Source organism: Paracoccus marinaquae, assembly GCF_018860165.1.
GTDB classification, from domain to species: domain Bacteria; phylum Pseudomonadota; class Alphaproteobacteria; order Rhodobacterales; family Rhodobacteraceae; genus Paracoccus; species Paracoccus marinaquae.
In genome coordinates, this window is record NZ_JAHKNG010000006.1 from 125,950 (window position 1) to 144,067 (window position 18,118).

Below are 18,118 nucleotides of genomic sequence, written 5' to 3' on the forward strand. Positions count from 1 at the left end.
CTGCGATAGCCCAATCCGGCAGCGCTGTCACGCCCCCCAAAGCGTCCCACCATCCCTTTCTCCGACCGCGCGGACCCGCCCGCCGAACCGCAGGTGGTTCACATGTGCCACCGCCTCGACCAGGGCCAGCCCGAATTCCATCGCGGCGATGCGGCGCTTGTAGAGGATGTCGAAACAGCCCACCGCCGTGCGCGGTGCCTCGCCCAGGGCCTGCTCCATCCGGTTCAGTGCACCGAGATGGTTATCAACCAGTTGCCGCAGCCGCAGCGGCAATCCGGTGAAGGGCAGCTTGTGGCCCGGCAGCACCAGATGGCGCGGCTCGGCCAACCCGGACAGCCGCGCGCAGCTGGCCAGCCATTCGCCGACCGGATCGGCCTCGGGCTCGGTCGGATAGACCCCCAGATTGGGCGAGATCGAGGGCAGAAGCTGGTCGCCGCCGATCACCAGATCGTCATCCAGCGACCAGAAGGTGGCATGGCGCGGCGCATGGCCATCGCCCATCGCCACCCGCCAGCGCCGGCCGCCAAAGCGGATTTCCTCGCCCTCATGGACGCGCCGGTAGCCCGGCGGCAGCGGATGGACCACATCGGCCGAGTTCCACGGCCGTTCGGCGGCGCGCCGCGCCAGCAGATCGGCGGGCATTCCGGCCCGGCGCCAGAAGTCCAGCGCCTGCGGCGTCGGCCGCTCCTGCACATCCATCTGCAGCATCCGCGCCGTCAGCCAGGCGGTCCGGCTCATCATCAGTTCGGCACCGTCGGCCTGCATGAACCAGCCCGCCAGCCCGATATGATCGGGGTGATGATGGGTGCCGATCACCCGCCGGATCGGCCGGCCGGCCAGGGGCCCGCTGCGCAGCCCCTGCCATATGTCGCGGGCGCGGCGGGTGTCAAAGCCGGTATCGACGATGGTCCAGCCGTCATCCTCGCGCAGCGCATAGACATTCACATGATCCAGCGCCATCGGCAGCGGCAGGCGCAGCCACAGCACGCCCTCGGCCACTTCGATCGCCTCGCCCTCGGCCGGAGGCGCCGCGAACGGATAGTCGATCACGCGGCAAAATCCCCGGCCATGGCGGCATCGCTGAGGGCGGTCAGATCGTCCAGACCGGCCTGCGCCTCGACCAGATCGGCACTGAACCGCGGCAGGACGCGGGCCACGAAGACCTGCGCCAGCGCGACATGCTGCGCGCCGCCGGCCTTGGCCGCCCGCAGATGGAAATGCGCGCCAAGCACCCGCGCGAAGGCATGAAGATAGGGCACCGCGCCGGCGAATCGCTCGGGCAGGGACCGTTCCAGCATGGCCTGAGTCGCCTCGCGCAGCGTCTCGGCCGCCTGCCAGACATGGTTGGCCAGATCCGGGTGACCGGCCTGCGCCGCCTTGGCGTCGTCGAGGATCTCGTCCAGCAGCCGCATCGCCGCCTCACCGCCATCGGCCAGCTTGCGGCCGACCAGATCCATGGCCTGAATGCCGTTGGTGCCTTCGTAGATCGGGGTGATGCGGACATCGCGCAGATATTGCGCCGCGCCGGTTTCCTCGACATAGCCCATGCCGCCATGCACCTGCACGCCGGTATCGGCCACGCGGCAGCCGACATCGGTGCCATAGGCCTTGGCGATCGGCGTGAGGAAAGCCGCCCGCGCCGCGCTGTCGGCATCGCCGGTCGCGGTCTCGAGGTCGATCGCCGTCGCGCAGGCCAGACAGATCGCCCGTGCCGCGAAGATCTCGGCCCGCGAGGTGGCCAGCATGCGCCGCACGTCCGGGTGCTGGATGATCGGTCCCATCTGGTTGCGTTCGGTGGCATAGGCCACCGCCTGCTGCAGCGCCGCCTCGGCCACGCCGACGCCCTGCACGCCGACGCCAAGCCGGGCGCAGTTCATCATGGTGAACATCGCGGCCATGCCGCCATGTTCTTCGCCCACCAGCCAGCCGGTGGCGCCCTCATAGCTCATGACGCAGGTGGGCGAGCCGTGGATGCCCAGCTTTTCCTCGAGGCTGACGACCTTGAGGCTGTTGGCGACGCCGGGATTGCCGGACTCGTCGGGAATGAGCTTCGGCACCATGAACAGGCTGATCCCCTTGGTGCCCTTGCCCCCGTCCGGCAGCCGCGCCAGCACCAGATGGCAGACATTCGAGGTCACGTCGCTGTCGCCCCAGGTGATGAAGATCTTCTGCCCCGAGACGGAGTAGGTGCCGTCGCCGTTCCGTTCGGCCTTGCTGGTCAGCGCGCCCACGTCGCTGCCCGCGCCGGGCTCGGTCAGGTTCATCGTGCCCGACCATTCGCCGCTGATCAGCTTGGGCAAATACAGCGCCTTCAACGCGTCGCTGGCGTGATGTTCCAGCGCCTCGATCTGGCCCTGGGTCAGCAGCGGGTTGAGCTGCAGGGCAAGATTGGCCCCGGCCGTCATCTCGGCCACTGCCATGTTCAGCGCCTGCGGCAGCCCCATGCCGCCATATTCCGGATCGGCGGCAATCCCGATCCAGCCGCCCTCGGCGATCGCGCGGAAGCCGTCGGCGAACCCCTCGGACGAGCGCACCTTGCCGTTCTCGAGCCGCGCCGGCGTGTGGTCACCGTTGCGGTTCAGCGGCGCCAGGACCTGGCTGGCCATCTTGCCCGCCTCGGACAGGATGGCCGAACTGGTTTCCTCGGTCGCCTCGGCGAAAAGCCCGGTCCGCCGAACCTCGGAAAAGGGCACGACATGGTTCAGGATGAATTCGATCTGTGCGACCGGCGCCTCGTATGTCATCTGATCTTCTCCCCGCTGCTTGGCAAAGACTGCCTGCGCAATTATCACTCGGCTTCCTGCGGCATCTTATGTGGATGCCGCCAAGTCTCAACCCAAACCCAGCGTCACAGATGCAAACCGAACGGCTGCCGCCCACCCTCGAAGGACTCGCCCGCGCCGCCCGGCTGCTGGCCGATGGCCGGACCGTCGCCATGCCGACCGAGACCGTCTACGGGCTGGCCGGCGACGCGCGGAACGGGCTGGCCGTGGCGCGGATTTTCGAGGCCAAGGGCCGCCCGGCCTTCAACCCGCTGATCGTCCACCTGCCCGATCTCGACAGCGCCCGGCGGATCGCCGTTTTCGACCCCGAGGCCGAGGCGCTGGCCATGGCCTTCTGGCCCGGCGCGCTGACGCTGGTGCTGCCGCTGCGCGCGGAATCGGGCATCGCGCCACTGGTCAGCGCCGGCCTTCCGACCGTCGCGGTCAGGGTGCCCGCACATCCGGCAGCCCAGGCCCTGCTGCGCCGCTTTGGCGGGCCGCTGGCGGCCCCCTCGGCAAACGCCTCGGGCCGGATCAGCCCGACCAGCGCCGACCATGTGCTGGACCCCGAGGGCGGGTTGTCGGGACGGATCGCGGCGGTTCTGGATGCGGGGCCCTGCCCGGTCGGGGTCGAATCGACCATCATCGGCTGGCCCGGTGGTCAGGCAACGCTGCTGCGTCCGGGCGGCATCCCCGCCGAGGCCATCGAAGCGGCGCTCGGCCGGCGGCTGGCCCGGCACGAACCCGACCCCGGCGGCCCCAGCGCACCGGGGCAGCTGGCAAGTCATTACGCGCCCAAGGCGACACTGCGCCTGAACGCAGCTACGCCCCGGCAGGGTGAAACCCATATCACCTTCGGGCAGCCCGGCCGGTTCAGCCTCTCGGAGCATGGCGATCTGACCGAAGCCGCCGCCAATCTGTTCGAGATGCTGCGCCGGGCCGACCGCGAGGGCAAACCCATCGCGGTCGCACCGATTCCCGAACACGGCCTTGGCACGGCGATCAATGACCGCCTGCGCCGGGCCGCGGCACCGCGGCCATAGCCGCGGCAAGCCTTACAGCCCCAGAGAACCGTAAGCCGTCGAGATGCGCCGGATCGCCACCACATAGGCGGCGGTGCGCAGGTCGTCGATGTTGCGGTTGGCCATCCAGGCCTCCTTCATCGTGCCGAAGGTCTCGCGCATGGTGTCATCCAGGCCAGAACGCACCAGTTCCAGCTCGTCCGCGCCGATCAGGAACTGGTCCTTGAACCCCTTGGCCAGCTTGAAGTTCGTGCCGGTATCCGCGGAGATGCGTTCGAGTTCCTCGATCAGCATGCGCGCGCGGGCCTCTTCGTGGCGCCGCTCGAGCCGGCCGAGGCTGATCTGCGACAGGTTCTTCACCCATTCGAAATAGGACACCGTGACGCCGCCGGCATTGGCATACATGTCGGGAACGATCACGACGCCCTTGCGCTTCAGGATCTCGTCGGCATCGGCGGTGACCGGGCCGTTCGCGGCCTCGATGATCATCTTGCATCTGATCCGCTCGGCATTGTCGGCATGGATGACGCTCTCGACCGCGGCCGGGATCAGGATATCGCACTCATCCTCGAGCCCCAGCAGCCCCTCCTCGCGGTAATCGCCCCCGGTGAAGCCGCGCACCCCGCCGGTGGCACGGATATGGCCGCGCAGGGCGTCGATATTGATCCCCTGCGGGTTGCTGATGGCGCCGTCGCGCTCGATCACGGTGGTGACCAGCGCCTTGTCCTCGAGGGACAGGAACTGGGCGGCGTGATAGCCCACATTGCCCAGCCCCTGCACCACGATCCGCTTGCCCGCCAGACCGCCCTGCAGCCCGGCCCGCTTGAGCACGTCATCATGTCGGAAAACCTCGCGCAACGCATATTGCACGCCGCGGCCGGTGGCCTCGACGCGGCCGGCGATCCCGCCCAAACCAAGCGGCTTGCCGGTCACGCAGGCGCGCGCGTTGATATCGTCGGGATGCAGCCGCTTGTAGGCATCGGCCATCCAGGCCATCTCGCGCTCGCCCGTGCCCATGTCGGGTGCCGGGACGTTCTGGCTGGGCGAGATCAGGTTGCGGCGCGACAACTCGTAGGTAAAGCGGCGCGTCACCTTCTCGAGTTCCTCTTCGTCCCAGGCCCGCGGGTCGATGCACAACCCGCCCTTCGATCCGCCGAAGGGAATATCGACCAGCGCGCATTTATAGCTCATCAGCGCCGCCAGCGCCTCAACCTCGTCCTGGGTCACGTCCAGCGAATAGCGGATGCCGCCCTTCACCGGCTCCATCTGCTCGGAATGCACCGAGCGATATCCGGTAAAGGTGTGGATCGCGCCGCGCAGCCTGACCCCGAAGCGCACCGTATAGGTCGAGTTGCAGACGCGGATCTTCTCCTCCAGCCCCGGCGGCAGATCCATCAGCCCCGCGGCGTGACCAAACATCCTGTCAACTGAGTCGCGAAAAGAACTCGTTCCGACCGCCATCTCTGCTGCCTCCCCTTTAAGCAAACGCGATTCGTCTCAACGTGCCGCGACGTTAAGCGAGCGGCGCGGAATGATCCATGTCATGCGCTCCGGACCAGTCCAAATGTCAGGGATTACTTGTGGCAGTTTTCGGCCTAAGCTGGCGCATCCGAGAAACCGGACGGCCCATCTCGGCATTATTCGCTTGAACGATCATTTTGAAGCACATTGCGAGGTCACGACATGTTGGCAAAGCCAAAGCCCAATAGGGGGCGAAAATTCGAGCAGGTCTGCAACGGCGCCCGGGACGTTTTCCTGCGCGACGGCTATTCCGGGGCAAGCGTCGATGACATTGCCAGAACTGCCGGTGTCTCCAAGGCAACGCTCTACAGCTATTTCCCCGAAAAGGGAGAGATGTATCGCGAAGTGCTGATGGACGAGATCGCGCGGGTGGCCACGCAGAACCCGATCCGGATCAGCCCCGAGGCCAGCGCGGACGAGGCGCTGCCGATGATGACCCGGCAGATCGCGGCCTGGCTGGTCTCGGGTCCGGCACTGCAGATTCACCGCAGCAGCGTCGCCGAGGCGGCACGCTTTCCCGAAGTCTCGCGGCATTATTACACGACCGTGACGGCGCAGTTGCGAGAGGTCGTGCAGGGCCATCTCGACCGTTGGGTTGCGGCGGGCGAGCTGAGCATCGAGGATACGGATCTGGCCGCGGATCAACTGATCCGCCTGTCGGGCGCGCTGCTGCATGAACGGGCATTGCTGACCTGCACCCCGGGCGCCCGCGAGGCCGCGATCAGGCAGATCAGCGACAGCGCCGCGCGCCTGTTCATACTCGCCCATCGCGACCGGGACAGTCTGCCGATCTCATCCGCCCGTCAGGACGGGGCGCGGCGGGACAAGCCCAGCCGGGCGGTCGGCCAATGATGGAAACGTGATTCGCCACTCGGGTTCTCAAGCAGCGGCGTAGCGCCTATAAGTGCGGTCACGAGAAAAATGCCTGCAGGGCTACCGAGGGACGCCGACAACATGATTAAGACCAGGATCCTGCCACTTGCCGCGATCGCGGCGGCACTTGCGGGCTGCGCCCCCGTGCCTGCCCCGGTGCCGGTTGCCACCCTGCCCGCCGTGGTGCCACCGCCCCCCACACCGACCGAGGGCATCAGCGGCCTCGAAGAACGCCAGCCGGATCTGTGCAAGGCCAAGGATTACGTGCCCTATCTGGGTCAGCCCGGCTCGGTCATTCCGACGCTGGGGATCACCCGCGACCATCGCGTGGTCGAGTATCGCGGCATCGAATCGCAGGAATACGATCCGAACCGGATCGTGTTCCGGCTGGATGCCTCGGGCAATATCTACAATATCGATTGCGGGTGATCCGATGCGCCTGACACTTCTGTTTCCTGGCCTGATCGCGCTGGTGGGGCTTGCCGCCTGCGAGCCGGTGCCACCCGTGACCGTTCCCGACACGCCTGCGGACGAGTGCGGGGCCGCGGGCTATCAGGGCCTGATCGGCCAGCCGCGCGAGGTGCTGCAGCAGATGACCTTCCCGATCGGGACGCGGCTGATCGGCCCCGAGGATGCGGTGACCTCTGATTTCCGCCCCGAGCGGCTGAACATCGAATATGGCCGCAGCGGCCGTATCGAGAAGGTCAGCTGCTATTGAGCCGCGACATGCGACCGGCCTGTGACAGGCCGGTGATGACCGGGACCGGCCGGACAGCGCGCGCCACCTGCCTCGGGCTGCTGGTGCTGCTTGGCGGTCTTGTCGGTGTGCCCGCCGGCGCGGACGCGCCGCTGATCGTGCTGGACCAGACGCAACTGCCCTTCGATCTTGGCCCCGGCCATCCCGCCAACAACCCGGCCAGGCCGGCGAATTCACCCAACGCGCCCTGGAACTCGGCCGGGAATACGGCGAATTCGACTTCGGCATGGGAGAACCAGCCCACGAACCCGGCGAACGAAAAGCGGCTGATCATCACCGCCGATGGCACCGTGCTGGGCTATTACGCGACCAATGCGGGCGGCGTGCTGAACCTGTTCGACGTGAACGGGCGGCGCATCGCCTACCGGCCGGCGCGGGGCACGCGCAGCCTGTTCACGACATCGGGGCAATGGTGTGTCACGGTCGATGGCGGCCGGCAGGGTTTCGTCCTGGCCGTCACCCGGTCCTGCGCCGCAGGTTTTTCCCGCTGAGTCGCCGGGCGCGACGAACCGCCTTAATTCCGTTACATTCCTGCCCTAGACCCTGCCGCAAACGCCGGAGAGGACGATGAAAGACCAACCCAAGGACTGGCTCGACGCCGAGTTGCAGGACACGCTTGACGAAGATTACGAAATCGAGCTGGAAGACGCCATTCTGTCAGCCGAGATCAAGCGGATCTATCGCGAGAATCATCCCGAGCAGATGGACCGCAGGCTGTATTTCTCGGAGCTTCTGCGCCTGCAGGCCGAGATGATCAAGCTGCAGGACTGGGTCAGCCATCACAAGGAAAAGGTCGTGGTCCTGTTCGAGGGGCGCGATTCCGCCGGCAAGGGCGGCGCCATCAAGCGCATCACCCAGCGGCTGAACCCGCGCGTGGCGCGCGTCGTCGCCCTGCCCGCGCCCTCGGATCGCGAAAAGACCCAGTGGTATTTCCAGCGCTACGTCCCGCACCTGCCGGCCGGTGGCGAGATCGTGCTGTTCGACCGCAGCTGGTACAACCGCGCCGGGGTCGAGCGGGTCATGGGCTTCGCCGGCGAGGATCAGGTCGAGCAGTTCTTCCAGGACGTGCCGGAATTCGAACGGATGCTGGTCCGCTCGGGCATCCGGCTGGTGAAATACTGGTTCTCGGTCACGGACGAGGAACAGCAGATGCGATTCCTGATGCGCATCCACGACCCGCTGAAGCAGTGGAAGCTGTCACCGATGGACCTGCAGAGCCGGGTCCGCTGGGAGGCCTATACCAAGGCCAAGGAAGAGATGTTCGAGCGCACCAACATCCCCGAGGCGCCGTGGTATATCGTGCCCGGCAACGACAAGAAACGGGCGCGGCTGAACTGCATGAGCCATCTGCTGGACATGATCCCCTATGCCGAAGTCCCGCATGAGGAGATCACGCTGCCGGACCGTGTCTTCAACCCGGATTACGAGCGCGAGGTGCTGCCGCGGGACCTCTATGTTCCGCAGCGCTACTGATTGCACAGCCTGTCCCCTCCCCTGACCGCCGCCGCGGCCGGGGGATACGGCCTTACATCGAGGCCGGAATCAGCGTGGAAATGATTGGGAACAGGATCAGGATCAGCAGCACCAGGATGTCGATCGCCAGGAACCGCATCACCCCGGCGAATACACGGTCGATGCCCACATCGCGGGCGACATTGCCGATGACGAAGACATTCAGCCCGACCGGCGGCGTGATCAGCCCGATTTCCAGCAGCTTGACCACGACGACACCGAACCAGATCAGGTCCATGCCGAACCCCTCGACCAGCGGCACCGCGAAAGGCAGGGTCAGCACCAGGATGCCGATCGGTTCGAAGAACATGCCGAGGATCAGATAGATCGCGACACTGGCCGCGATCATGGCAAAAAAGCTGAGCCCCGCGCCCTCGGCCCAGTTGACCAGCGCCGCGTCCAGCCCGCTCAGCGCGACGAAGCCGACAAAGATCTTGGCCGCCGCCGCGACGAGGAAGATGGCCGCCGTCTGGATCAGGCTTTCGCGCAGCGTCCGCAGCAGGATCTCCGGCGTCAGCCGGCGCTGCACGAAACCCAGAACAACGACCAGCACGACGCAGACCGCCGCCGTCTCGGGCGCGGTCAGAAGCCGGCTGTAAAGCCCGCCGACGATGATCACGAACAGCAGCACCGCCGGCCAGGCCGCCAGAACGGCGTCGATCCGGCTGCTTTCGGCGGCCTCGGCGCGCGGCGCCGCCGCCGGATCGCCGCCGACCCACCAGGCCACGACCAGCAGCATGCCCGCCAGCGACAGCAGCCCCGGCAAGATCCCGGCCAGAAACAGCTGGGCGATCGGCGTTCCGGTGAATACGCCGTAGAGGATGAACAGGATCGAGGGCGGGATCAGCGCCCCCAGCGTGCCGCCCACCGCCACCGAGGAAGTGGCCAGCCGCGGATCATAGCCCAGCCGCAGCATCTCAGGCACGCAGATGCGCCCCATGGTCGAGGCACAGGCAACCGAGGATCCCGAGATCGCCGAAAAGCCTCCGCAGCCCAGGATCGAGGCCATGGCGACACCGCCGGGCAATGGGCGCAGCCACACCGCCGCCGCGTCATAGATGCGGATCGTGATGCCTGCATAGAAGGCGATATTGCCGAGGATGATGAACAGCGGCACCATCGACAGATCGTAGGAATGGACCAGATCGAAGGCATCCGCGAAGATCGCCGCCCCCGTCTGCACGGCAGCCTCGGCGGGCAGCCATGCACCCTGCCCCGTCGCATGGACAAAGAAGGTTCCCAGGGCCGCGACCCCGGCCAGCGCGAAGGCGATGGGAACCCGCAACGCCAGCAGCAGGACGACCAGCAGCAGGGCGACAAGGCCGATGGTGACGGGCTCCATCTCAGACGGCCTCCTGTCCGTGCTCGTCGGTGATGGTGCCGGTGGCCCGGAATTCGCGCAGATCGGCGACCAGCATGATCGCTATGCGCAACCACATGAGGCTGAGCCCGGCCAGAAACAGGGCGATCCCCGGCCCGCGTGCCGGGCCGGTTTCCACGTCGGGCAGTTCCGTCGTCGCCCCGAGGCGCATCACCTCGGCGAACCCGGCATGGATCAGAGGCAGCAGCGCCAGCAGCGCGACGGCATGCCCGAACAGGATCAGCCAGCCGCGCGGCCGGTGCGGCAGCCGGTCGGTCAGGAAAGTGACCGCGACATGCGCCCGGGCGGCGCTGGCCGCCGCCAGCGGCAACATGATCGTGGCAATCATCAGGTCGCGCACGAGGCCGGTCGCGGCGGCTGTGCTGCTGCCGAAGACGGCATTGCCGACCACCACCGCGCAGAGCATGACCGTGGCCAGAACCGCCAGATCCAGAAGCGTCCGTTCGATCACCCGCATCAAAGCGCGCGCCCGGGTCGGGACCCCGCGGCGGCGCGCGCCCCAGGGATCATCGCCGCACGAAGCGGACCGGCGGCAGCAGCCGCCGCGCAGGCTAACCGGATGCTGATCATGTTCCCCCCGACTTCGACCCGCAGGCTATTGTGCAGTATCATGAAGCTCAAGTTCGAATTGACCCGATTGTGACCTCCGGACTATCTGGCGGATTCGGCGCAAAAGCCGGATGCTGCACGGACCCATCACGGAGACGCAAATGCCCCCCCGCCCCCTCTGCCTGCCGCTGGCGCTGTGCCTGTCGCTGGCGACCGTCCTGCCCGCCTCGGCGCAGACCGATACGCCCTTCACGGCCACCCAGATCGACGCGGCGGACTATGCCGGCGGCGATCTGCCCGCTGGACGATCGGCGCTGACCGCAAAGGTGCAGGTGCTGCTGGATCGCTCGGGCAGTTCGCCGGGGGTCATCGACGGTTTCCGGGGGGCGATGAGCCGAAGCGCCATCATGGCCTTCGAGCGACGCTCGGGGCTGCCGATCGACGGCGCGATGGACCCGCATGTCTGGAACCTCCTGCAGAGCTTTGCAGGCCCGTCGGTGACCATGGCCTATACCATCACCGGGGAGGACACCGAAGGCCTGGTCGCATCGATCCCCGGCGATTACGCCGAAAAGGCAAAGATGAGTTCGATGGGCTATACCAGCCTTGCCGAGAAGCTGGGCGAGCGTTTTCACATGGACGAAAAGTTCATCGCCTTCCTCAACCCCGGCATCGCCCTGCAGCCCGGCGCCACCATCAGCGTCACCGCCCCCACCGCGCCGATCCGGGGCGAGGTGACACGGATCATCATCGACAAGGCGACCCGGCGGGTTGCGGCCTTCAACGCCAAGGGCAGGATGGTGGTGGATTACCCGGCGACAATCGGGTCATCGGCGACGCCCTCGCCCACGGGGACACACAAGGTCGTCACCGTGGCGATGAACCCGAACTATACCTACAATCCGCAGCGCAATTTCCAGCAGGGTCAGAACGACAGGCCGCTGATCGTTCCGCCGGGGCCGAACGGACCGGTGGGAACGGTCTGGATCGACCTGTCGAAGCCCAGTTACGGCATTCACGGCACCCCGACCCCGTCGCAACTGTTCAGCAACCAGTCCTATGGCTGCGTCCGTCTGACGAACTGGGACGCGCAGGAACTGGCCGGGCTTGTCCGGGGCGGGGTCACCACGGTCGAGTTCCTGGAACCCGGCGTCTCCATCGCCGACGCCATGCGTGCGCCCGCAGCCGCGCCGGTGGCAGAGCCGCTGGCGACAGCCGCAGCCGCCGTGCAGCCGGAAACCACCACGTCCGCCCCCGCCACCGATGCGGCCACCCATGCGGCCCCTGAGGAGGGCCCGGAAGCGGCCACCAACCTGCTGGCACCGCCTTCCGGCGATGCGCTGAGCGACGCGCTGTCGAACATCCTGCCCGACGATTTCGCCGCGTCGCCGGAGGGCGAAGGGCAATGATCCGGCCGGTCCTCGCCGCCGCCATGCTTCTGCCCCTCTGGGCCGGCATGGTGGCTGCGCAGGACCGGCCTCCGAAAGCCCCGCCGCCCGGCAATCAGGTCGAGCCTGTCCGCCCCCCCGAGCGACCGGCACCGCCCGTCGCGGAAGCCCGCGCCCCAGTCGCGGCGCCCGTCCGTTCGGCGAATGGCGCCGCCCCCGTCTTCGGGCCGCCGGCGCCGCCGGATTGGTGGGGTCTGCGCGAAACCGATGCGGATTATGCCGCCTGCCGTCTGGCGCTGTCCCTGTTGGGAACGGTCTATGAGGAACTGCCGCAGATCGACGGCGGAAAGAACCGGAATTGCGGTATCGCGCGTCCCGTTCGGGTCAGCCATATCCTGCCGGATCTGGCGCTGGAGAACGGCGCGGTCATGCGCTGCGACACCGCCCGGGCACTTGGCTTCTGGGCCCGCGATTTCCTGCGCCCGGCAGCCGCCACCCTGCCCGACGCCCCCCGCGTGACCGGCCTGCGGCTGGGCAGTACCTATGCCTGCCGAGGCCGGATCGGTGCCGGGCAGGACGCGCAGAAGCTGTCGGAACACGCCCTCGGCAATGCCATCGACATCTCGGCCATCCTGTTCGAGGAGGGGGCAGAACCCCTGCCGATCCTGCCCCGCACCGACAGCGGCGACCGCGCCGAGGCGTTCCAGCGCGCGATCCGCGGGGCTGCCTGCCTGTATTTCACCACCATCCTGGGGCCGGGCACGGACCAGGCCCATGACAACCATCTGCATCTGGATCTGTCCGCGCGGCCCGGCGGCTGGCGGTTGTGCCAGTAGCGGTCGGGCCGCAGCCCATATCCGTCAATCGGCGCCGGGCACGGCGCGCGGACGGGCGGGCGGGCGCAGGGCCTCGGCCAGTGCAGCAAAGCTCTGCGCGATGCTGTCGCTGCGGCGGGTGGCGAACGCATCCAGTTGCGGAAAAAGTTTCACCGCCTCGTCCAGACGCGGATCCGAGCCCGGCGCATAAAGACCCGCACGGATCATCAGCTCCGATTCGGCATAGACCCCGAGTGCAGCCCGCGCCCTGCCGATCATCGCGTTTTCCTCGGGCGAGGCCGCATCGGGCAACGAACGCGAGACCGAACGCACCACATCGACGGCGGGAAAGCGGCCGCGTTCGGCAATCGCGCGGTCCAGCACGACATGGCCGTCCAGCGTGCCGCGCAGGATATCGGCCACGGGTTCCTCCATGTCCGATCCCGCCACCAGGACGCTGAAGATGCCGGTGATGTCGCCGCCGCCTTCGGGGCCCGGCCCGGCGCGCTCGGCCAGCGCCATGATCAGGTTCGACACCGAGGGCGGAAAGCCGCGATAGCTGGGCGGCTCGCCCGCGGCCAGGGCGATCTCGCGATGCGCCTCGGCAAAGCGGGTGATCGAATCGGCCAGCAGCAGGACATGCCGCCCCTGATCGCGGAAATGCTCGGCCACGGCCATCGCCGCCCAGGCGCAGCGCCGCCGGAGCAACGGCGAGCGATCCGAGGTCGCGGTGACGATGACCGAACGGGCCATGCCCTCGGGGCCGAGCGTCTTGTCGACGAATTCGCGCAATTCACGCCCGCGCTCGCCGATCATGGCGATGACGACCACATCGGCCTCGATCCCCCGGGCCAGCCCCGAAAGCAGCGTCGACTTGCCCACGCCCGAGCCCGCGAACAGACCCAGTCGCTGCCCCGCGACAACCGGCAGCAGCGTGTCGAAGACGGCAAAACCTGTGGGCAGTCGCCCTCCCAAACGCTTGCGCCCGACAGCCGCCGGAGCCTCGCAGCGGAACGGCCGCAGCTCGATCCCGTGCGGCAGCGGGCGTCCATCCAGCGGCTGCCCCAGCGGGTCGATGATCCGCCCGATCCATGCGTCGCAGGGCGCGATGGTCGGCGCGAACAGCAGTTCGGCCTCTGCCCCGACCGACAACCCCTCGGGGTTGCCCTCGGGCAGCACCTCGGCCGACAAGGGCGCCAGCCCGACGATCTCTCCGGTGACGTCGCCTTTCTTGCCGGATATCGACACCCTGTCCCCGACCGAGGCGTGACCGTTCAACCCCTCGACGCTGATCAGTCCCGCCCGGATCGACCGGACCCGGCCGAAATGGCGTGCGACGCGCATCCGTTCGATCCGGTGCGCGATCGACTCAAGCCGGTCCATGACACGGCCTTTCCCGGCAGGTTCCGCACATCGAGCGAGATCCTGAGGTCATATTCCGGGCCAGTAACCAGCTTGCAGACAAGAGATATGCACCCGACCGTTGCCACATTGCGTGGCAGTCAGCCTAGCACCGCAAACCTTAAGGAAACGTCAAGCGCCCCCGGCCCGGATACCCATCGGCGCTTTCGCGGCGGGCCTGCACTCGGCCCGCGCCGCCGGATCGGCTATGCCGCCAGCCGCGCGCCGTCATGGCCGGCGATCGTCACGTCGATCAGTGTTCCTTCGGCCTGATCCGATCCGAAGCCTACCTCGGCAAACTGCTCGGTCCGTCCAAGCCGCGGGCCTTCAGTCAGCACGCGATGGGTGCGGCCGATCTGCGCCTCCAGATGCTGCCGCAACGCCCTATCCCCGGCGGCGCGCAGACGTGCCGCCCGCTCGCGGATGAGCGCGCCCTTCACGGCTGGCATCCGCGCCGCCGGCGTGCCCTTGCGGGCCGAATAGGGAAAGACATGCAGGAAAGTCAGGCCGCAATCCTCGACCAGCCGCAGCGAGTTTTCGAACATCGCCTCGGTCTCGGTCGGAAAACCGGCGATGATATCGGCGCCAAAGACGATCTCGGGCCGCAGGCGCCGGGCCTCGTCGCAGAAACGGATGGCGTCATCGCGCAGATGCCGGCGCTTCATCCGTTTCAGGATCATGTCGTCGCCTGCCTGCAGCGACAGATGCAGATGCGGCATCAGCCGTTTCTCGGTCGCTATGGCCAGCATCAGGTTCTCGTCCGCCTCGATCGAATCGATGCTGCTGATCCGCAGCCGCGGCAGATCGGGCACCAACCGCAGGATGCGCATCACCAGATCGCCCAGTCGCGGCTGGCCCGGCAGATCCGCCCCCCACGAGGTCAGGTCCACGCCGGTCAGCACCACCTCGTTGAAGCCGCGCCCGACCAGCCGTTTGATCTGTTCGACCACCACGCCGGCGGGCACGCTGCGCGAATTGCCACGCCCATAGGGGATGATGCAGAAGGTGCAGCGGTGGTCGCAGCCGTTCTGGACCTGAACATAGGCGCGATGCCGACCGAACCCGTCGATCAGGTGGCCCGCCGTTTCCCGCACCGACATGATGTCGTCGACCTGGATCTTCTCGGTCTCGCCGATCAGGTCGGGGGCACCCAGCCCGGCCCAGGTCGCGGGCTGCATCTTCTCGTGATTGCCGATCACGCGGGTCACTTCGGGCATGGCGGCGAAGGTCTCGGGCTCGGTCTGCGCCGCACAGCCGGTGACGATGACCGGCGCGCCCGGATTCTCGCGCGCCAGCCGGCGGATCTCCTGCCGCGCCTTGCGCACCGCCTCGGCGGTCACCGCGCAGGTATTGACCACGACCGCGCCCGACAGCCCGGCGGCCTCGGCCATCTCGCGCATGGCTTCGGTCTCATAGGCGTTCAGCCGGCAGCCCAGCGTGGAAAAGACCGGCGCGCTCATCCCGCCAGCCAGTCCGGCGTCAGCACGCCCGAAAAGACATGCGCCGTCGGCCCCTCCATCCAGACGCCGTCCTCGCGCCAGTCGATCAGCAGCACGCCGCCCGGCACGTTGACCCTGACGCGGCGCCCGGTCAGGCCGCGCCGCGCCGCCGCCACCGCCGCCGCGCAGGAGCACGACCCCGAGGCCAGCGTCGGCCCGGTGCCGCGCTCCCATATCCTGAGGAGGACTTCGTCGGACGAGATGACCTGCACGATTTCGACATTGGTGCGCTGGGGGTAAAGCGGATGGTGTTCGTGCTCGGAGCCGAACCGGTCCAGATCGACCGCCGCCGCATCCGCGACGAAGAAGGTCAGATGCGGGTTGCCCATGCCGGTGGCGACCGGATCGCCGGCGATCGGCAGATGGTCGATATCGACCTCGCGCGCCAGCGGGATCGCCTGCCAGTCCAGGACCGGCTGCCCCATGTTCACCCGCGTCAATCCGTTGCCGGCATCCTCGGCCCAAAGCACCGCATGATCGGTGCGCAGGCTCAACCGGGACGTTCCTGTCTCGTCCATCACAAAGCGCGCGATGCAGCGCGTGGCATTGCCGCAGGCCGAACTGGCCGAGCCATCCGCATTCCAGAACCGCAGCCGCAGATCGGCCCGATCATCCCCGGCGATGGTCGCCAGCTGATCGAAGCCCACGCCGCGGTGACGGTCCGCGATGCGCGCAATCACCTCCGCCGCCGGAGCGTGTCCGCCGGCGCGCAAATCGATCACCACGAAGTCATTGCCCAGCCCGTGCATCTTCATGAAGGGCAGGCCGGTATCTGGAAAATTGCTCATGGCAGGGCATATAGCCGCGGCGCAAAATTTTCGCCAGTAGGGACGACATTTCCGCTTGACCCTCCCGGCCCATCTCCCTAGTAACCGCCCCGTGTTGGGCCCGTAGCTCAGTTGGTAGAGCAACTGACTTTTAATCAGTGGGTCACAGGTTCGAATCCTGTCGGGCTCACCACTTTTATTAGATAAATCAGTTGCTTAGCTGGTGCGGGCTATTTCGCACGTCCGACGATCCGGCAGCGTCCGTGTCGGACGCTGCCGCGTCGGCTGTCGATCACGGGTCCGGAAAGGCGTTTTCGGGAGCCTGCCCCATCACCCAAGTGCGCTCCGCGGCTCGATCAGCGGGCACATCGTCGTAGACGCGCAGGGCGGCAATATCCACGACCTGGCCCGTGCTGCTCTCGTTGCGACAGACGTAAAGATTCGTCGTGGTCAACGATCCGGCGCCGGCACTCCCCGATGCCTGATCAGTGCCGCCGTTGGCGCAGATTCGGGCGATTGAGCCGCCATCAACAAAACCTTCGATCACCGCCCAAGTGCCATTGAGGCCAAGGCCGGCGGTAGTCTCTCCACTTACGGCCAAACCAATAACCGTGCTGTAATCACCATAATTCCCGTTCGCGGCAATCATATACAGCGGCCAGTCCCCATAATTTCCGTCATTGAACGATGTGATCAGGATGGAGCCACCAGAGAAGCTTGTTTTTCGGACAGCCATGACAACGTAGACGCTGCCACTCAGCGCGAGAGGCAGAACCACTGGCGCCGGATCGCCGGGCGTGAATGTGCGATATCCGCCAGACGCAGCCGGCCAAGCCCCGCTGCTCGGCGTCGGGCCGGTATAGGTCGTTGGCGTCAGTTCCAGCAACGGAGTCGGGCCGCTTGGCGTGGCGGCCGTCTCGAACGCCCCCCACGCGCTCGGGGTGGACGATCCGAGCGCGTTGATCGCGGTGATGCGTGCCTCATAGTCGGTTTCCGCCGTCAGCCCGGTGAGCGGCTCGGACAGCGTCGTGATGTCGGTCACGGTCGCGATGCTGCCGCCAACAGGGCGCCACTCCATCGTATAGCTGGTGATGGCAGAGCCGCCGTCAGCAGGCGCGACCCACGACACGGTGGCCCCGGTATCGGTGATCGCCGAGAATGTTGGCGCGGCGGGTTGTGCGGGCGGGCCGGGCAGCGGAAGAGGGCTGGACAGCGGGTCCGAGGCCACCGGCCATGCGGTGACAGTGGTCGTGCCCAGGCCGGTGCATCCGTAGGTGGTCAGGATTGCCCAGGCGTTGTCGATGTGGGTTTGCAGCACGGCCGCGCGCTCGGGATCGTCAGGCGATTTTGCTCCGGTCAGGAACATCTTGACCATATGGCCGAGGCCATCGTCGATCTGCTGCCACGCGTGCAGGTGGATTTCGTCTGACGGGCGCGTGTAGTTGCCATCGGCGGCGAATTGCACCGGCTCAGCCTGACGGACGAATTGCGGCGTCGGGATCAGGTAGACCGGGGTCGTCACGCCATGCGCGGCCAGCCACTCGCGCCAGTATTGGGCCTTGCGCAGCATTTCCAGATCGCCGGCAGACGTGATGCTGCTGTGCGGCCAGCCCAGATAGATGCCGAACAGCCGGGCGCCCCTGGCCTGCGCGGTCAGCGCGTACCAGTACAGGTATTGCAGCGTCTCCTGCCCCTGCGTGCTGGCGGGATCGGCAAAGACCTCGGTGCCGGTGTTGACAAAATACGGGAGTGTCCGATCTTTTGTGTATGATTGATCGGGTCCATGCTTCACCGAAAGGAAGCATGTATGACGATCTCCAAGGAAATTCTGGACGAGTTGCTGAAAGGCGTTGAGCGCCCGGAGGACCTGC

General features: G+C 67.1%; 17 protein-coding genes and 1 tRNA gene. 9 read left to right on the plus strand and 9 right to left on the minus strand.

Features of this window, described 5'->3' with window-relative positions:
* Positions 1 to 27 precede the first annotated feature (27 nt).
* Positions 28 to 1,047 carry an MBL fold metallo-hydrolase gene (locus KNW02_RS05790; RefSeq protein ID WP_348524684.1) on the minus strand — a complete coding sequence of 340 codons (1,020 nt, stop codon included), beginning with the start codon at positions 1,045 to 1,047 and terminating at the stop codon, positions 28 to 30.
* Entirely contained in the window at positions 1,047 to 2,744 is a 1,698-nt protein-coding gene (locus tag KNW02_RS05795; RefSeq protein WP_216032323.1) for an acyl-CoA dehydrogenase family protein, read from the minus strand. Before KNW02_RS05795 ends, KNW02_RS05790 begins: the two co-directional genes overlap by 1 nt.
* A gap of 110 nt (positions 2,745 to 2,854) precedes the next feature.
* Here KNW02_RS05795 and KNW02_RS05800 point away from each other — a divergent pair, with 110 nt between their 5' ends.
* Complete coding sequence (locus KNW02_RS05800) at positions 2,855 to 3,805, plus strand: L-threonylcarbamoyladenylate synthase (protein ID WP_216032324.1); 951 nt, start codon at positions 2,855 to 2,857, stop codon at positions 3,803 to 3,805.
* Between the two features lie 12 nt (positions 3,806 to 3,817).
* Here the strand turns inward: KNW02_RS05800 and KNW02_RS05805 are convergent, their stop codons facing one another.
* Complete coding sequence (locus KNW02_RS05805; RefSeq protein ID WP_216032325.1) at positions 3,818 to 5,245, minus strand: Glu/Leu/Phe/Val family dehydrogenase; 1,428 nt, start codon at positions 5,243 to 5,245, stop codon at positions 3,818 to 3,820.
* A 222-nt stretch (positions 5,246 to 5,467) separates the two neighbouring features.
* On the opposite strand from KNW02_RS05805, the gene KNW02_RS05810 reads away from it, so the two are divergent.
* The 5 genes from KNW02_RS05810 to ppk2 all read left to right on the plus strand — a co-directional run bounded on the left by KNW02_RS05810 (position 5,468) and on the right by ppk2 (position 8,408).
* Entirely contained in the window at positions 5,468 to 6,157 is a 690-nt protein-coding gene (locus KNW02_RS05810; RefSeq protein WP_216032326.1) for a TetR/AcrR family transcriptional regulator, read from the plus strand.
* A 102-nt stretch (positions 6,158 to 6,259) separates the two neighbouring features.
* Positions 6,260 to 6,607: a hypothetical protein gene (locus KNW02_RS05815; RefSeq protein WP_216032327.1), complete on the plus strand. Its 348-nt coding sequence runs from the start codon at positions 6,260 to 6,262 to the stop codon at positions 6,605 to 6,607.
* 4 nt (positions 6,608 to 6,611) lie between these two features.
* Positions 6,612 to 6,896, plus strand: a complete 285-nt coding sequence (locus KNW02_RS05820; protein WP_216032328.1) for an I78 family peptidase inhibitor — start codon at positions 6,612 to 6,614, stop codon at positions 6,894 to 6,896.
* Positions 6,897 to 6,931: 35 nt separating this feature from the next.
* On the plus strand, positions 6,932 to 7,426 hold the full coding sequence (locus tag KNW02_RS05825; protein ID WP_252733470.1) for a hypothetical protein: 495 nt from the start codon (positions 6,932 to 6,934) through the stop codon (positions 7,424 to 7,426).
* A 76-nt stretch (positions 7,427 to 7,502) separates the two neighbouring features.
* Positions 7,503 to 8,408: a polyphosphate kinase 2 gene (gene ppk2 / locus KNW02_RS05830; RefSeq protein ID WP_216032329.1), complete on the plus strand. Its 906-nt coding sequence runs from the start codon at positions 7,503 to 7,505 to the stop codon at positions 8,406 to 8,408.
* A gap of 52 nt (positions 8,409 to 8,460) precedes the next feature.
* Here the strand turns inward: ppk2 and KNW02_RS05835 are convergent, their stop codons facing one another.
* Together KNW02_RS05835 and KNW02_RS05840 are read right to left on the minus strand one after the other, a co-directional pair.
* Positions 8,461 to 9,789: a TRAP transporter large permease gene (locus KNW02_RS05835; protein ID WP_216032330.1), complete on the minus strand. Its 1,329-nt coding sequence runs from the start codon at positions 9,787 to 9,789 to the stop codon at positions 8,461 to 8,463.
* Position 9,790: 1 nt separating this feature from the next.
* Positions 9,791 to 10,285 (minus strand): TRAP transporter small permease subunit, encoded by a 495-nt coding sequence (locus tag KNW02_RS05840; RefSeq protein ID WP_216032331.1) that lies wholly within the window; start codon positions 10,283 to 10,285, stop codon positions 9,791 to 9,793.
* 253 nt (positions 10,286 to 10,538) lie between these two features.
* Here KNW02_RS05840 and KNW02_RS05845 point away from each other — a divergent pair, with 253 nt between their 5' ends.
* Complete coding sequence (locus KNW02_RS05845) at positions 10,539 to 11,786, plus strand: L,D-transpeptidase family protein (protein WP_252733471.1); 1,248 nt, start codon at positions 10,539 to 10,541, stop codon at positions 11,784 to 11,786.
* Positions 11,783 to 12,601 (plus strand): extensin-like domain-containing protein, encoded by an 819-nt coding sequence (locus tag KNW02_RS05850; protein ID WP_216032333.1) that lies wholly within the window; start codon positions 11,783 to 11,785, stop codon positions 12,599 to 12,601. The genes KNW02_RS05845 and KNW02_RS05850 overlap by 4 nt, the downstream gene beginning before the upstream one ends.
* A gap of 24 nt (positions 12,602 to 12,625) precedes the next feature.
* Here KNW02_RS05850 and KNW02_RS05855 read toward each other — a convergent pair whose 3' ends face one another.
* The 3 genes from KNW02_RS05855 to dapF form a co-directional block, all read right to left on the minus strand.
* On the minus strand, positions 12,626 to 13,963 hold the full coding sequence (locus tag KNW02_RS05855; protein WP_216032334.1) for a FliI/YscN family ATPase: 1,338 nt from the start codon (positions 13,961 to 13,963) through the stop codon (positions 12,626 to 12,628).
* A gap of 224 nt (positions 13,964 to 14,187) precedes the next feature.
* Entirely contained in the window at positions 14,188 to 15,441 is a 1,254-nt protein-coding gene (gene mtaB, locus KNW02_RS05860; protein ID WP_216032335.1) for a tRNA (N(6)-L-threonylcarbamoyladenosine(37)-C(2))-methylthiotransferase MtaB, read from the minus strand.
* Entirely contained in the window at positions 15,438 to 16,268 is an 831-nt protein-coding gene (dapF, locus tag KNW02_RS05865; protein ID WP_216032336.1) for a diaminopimelate epimerase, read from the minus strand. Before dapF ends, mtaB begins: the two co-directional genes overlap by 4 nt.
* Before the next feature lie 96 nt (positions 16,269 to 16,364).
* Between dapF and KNW02_RS05870 the strand changes: the two genes are divergently transcribed.
* A tRNA-Lys gene (locus KNW02_RS05870) sits at positions 16,365 to 16,440 on the plus strand.
* Between the two features lie 99 nt (positions 16,441 to 16,539).
* On the opposite strand, the gene KNW02_RS05875 is transcribed toward KNW02_RS05870, so the two are convergent.
* Positions 16,540 to 17,817 (minus strand): fibronectin type III domain-containing protein, encoded by a 1,278-nt coding sequence (locus KNW02_RS05875; RefSeq protein WP_431356742.1) that lies wholly within the window; start codon positions 17,815 to 17,817, stop codon positions 16,540 to 16,542.
* Positions 17,818 to 18,118 lie beyond the last annotated feature (301 nt).

Bases quoted from the DNA above. Each gene is read 5' to 3' on its own strand.
- KNW02_RS05795 (WP_216032323.1), bottom strand. From the start codon at position 2,744: ATGACATACGAGGCGCCGGTCGCACAGATCGAATTCATCCTGAACCAT.
- KNW02_RS05800 (WP_216032324.1), top strand. From the start codon at position 2,855: ATGCAAACCGAACGGCTGCCGCCCACCCTCGAAGGACTCGCCCGCGCC.
- KNW02_RS05805 (WP_216032325.1), bottom strand. From the start codon at position 5,245: ATGGCGGTCGGAACGAGTTCTTTTCGCGACTCAGTTGACAGGATGTTT.
- KNW02_RS05810 (WP_216032326.1), top strand. From the start codon at position 5,468: ATGTTGGCAAAGCCAAAGCCCAATAGGGGGCGAAAATTCGAGCAGGTC.
- KNW02_RS05815 (WP_216032327.1), top strand. From the start codon at position 6,260: ATGATTAAGACCAGGATCCTGCCACTTGCCGCGATCGCGGCGGCACTT.
- KNW02_RS05820 (WP_216032328.1), top strand. From the start codon at position 6,612: ATGCGCCTGACACTTCTGTTTCCTGGCCTGATCGCGCTGGTGGGGCTT.
- KNW02_RS05825 (WP_252733470.1), top strand. From the start codon at position 6,932: ATGACCGGGACCGGCCGGACAGCGCGCGCCACCTGCCTCGGGCTGCTG.
- ppk2 (WP_216032329.1), top strand. From the start codon at position 7,503: ATGAAAGACCAACCCAAGGACTGGCTCGACGCCGAGTTGCAGGACACG.
- KNW02_RS05835 (WP_216032330.1), bottom strand. From the start codon at position 9,789: ATGGAGCCCGTCACCATCGGCCTTGTCGCCCTGCTGCTGGTCGTCCTG.
- KNW02_RS05840 (WP_216032331.1), bottom strand. From the start codon at position 10,285: ATGCGGGTGATCGAACGGACGCTTCTGGATCTGGCGGTTCTGGCCACG.
- KNW02_RS05845 (WP_252733471.1), top strand. From the start codon at position 10,539: ATGCCCCCCCGCCCCCTCTGCCTGCCGCTGGCGCTGTGCCTGTCGCTG.
- KNW02_RS05850 (WP_216032333.1), top strand. From the start codon at position 11,783: ATGATCCGGCCGGTCCTCGCCGCCGCCATGCTTCTGCCCCTCTGGGCC.
- KNW02_RS05855 (WP_216032334.1), bottom strand. From the start codon at position 13,963: ATGGACCGGCTTGAGTCGATCGCGCACCGGATCGAACGGATGCGCGTC.
- mtaB (WP_216032335.1), bottom strand. From the start codon at position 15,441: ATGAGCGCGCCGGTCTTTTCCACGCTGGGCTGCCGGCTGAACGCCTAT.
- dapF (WP_216032336.1), bottom strand. From the start codon at position 16,268: ATGAGCAATTTTCCAGATACCGGCCTGCCCTTCATGAAGATGCACGGG.
- KNW02_RS05875 (WP_431356742.1), bottom strand. From the start codon at position 17,817: ATGCTGCGCAAGGCCCAATACTGGCGCGAGTGGCTGGCCGCGCATGGC.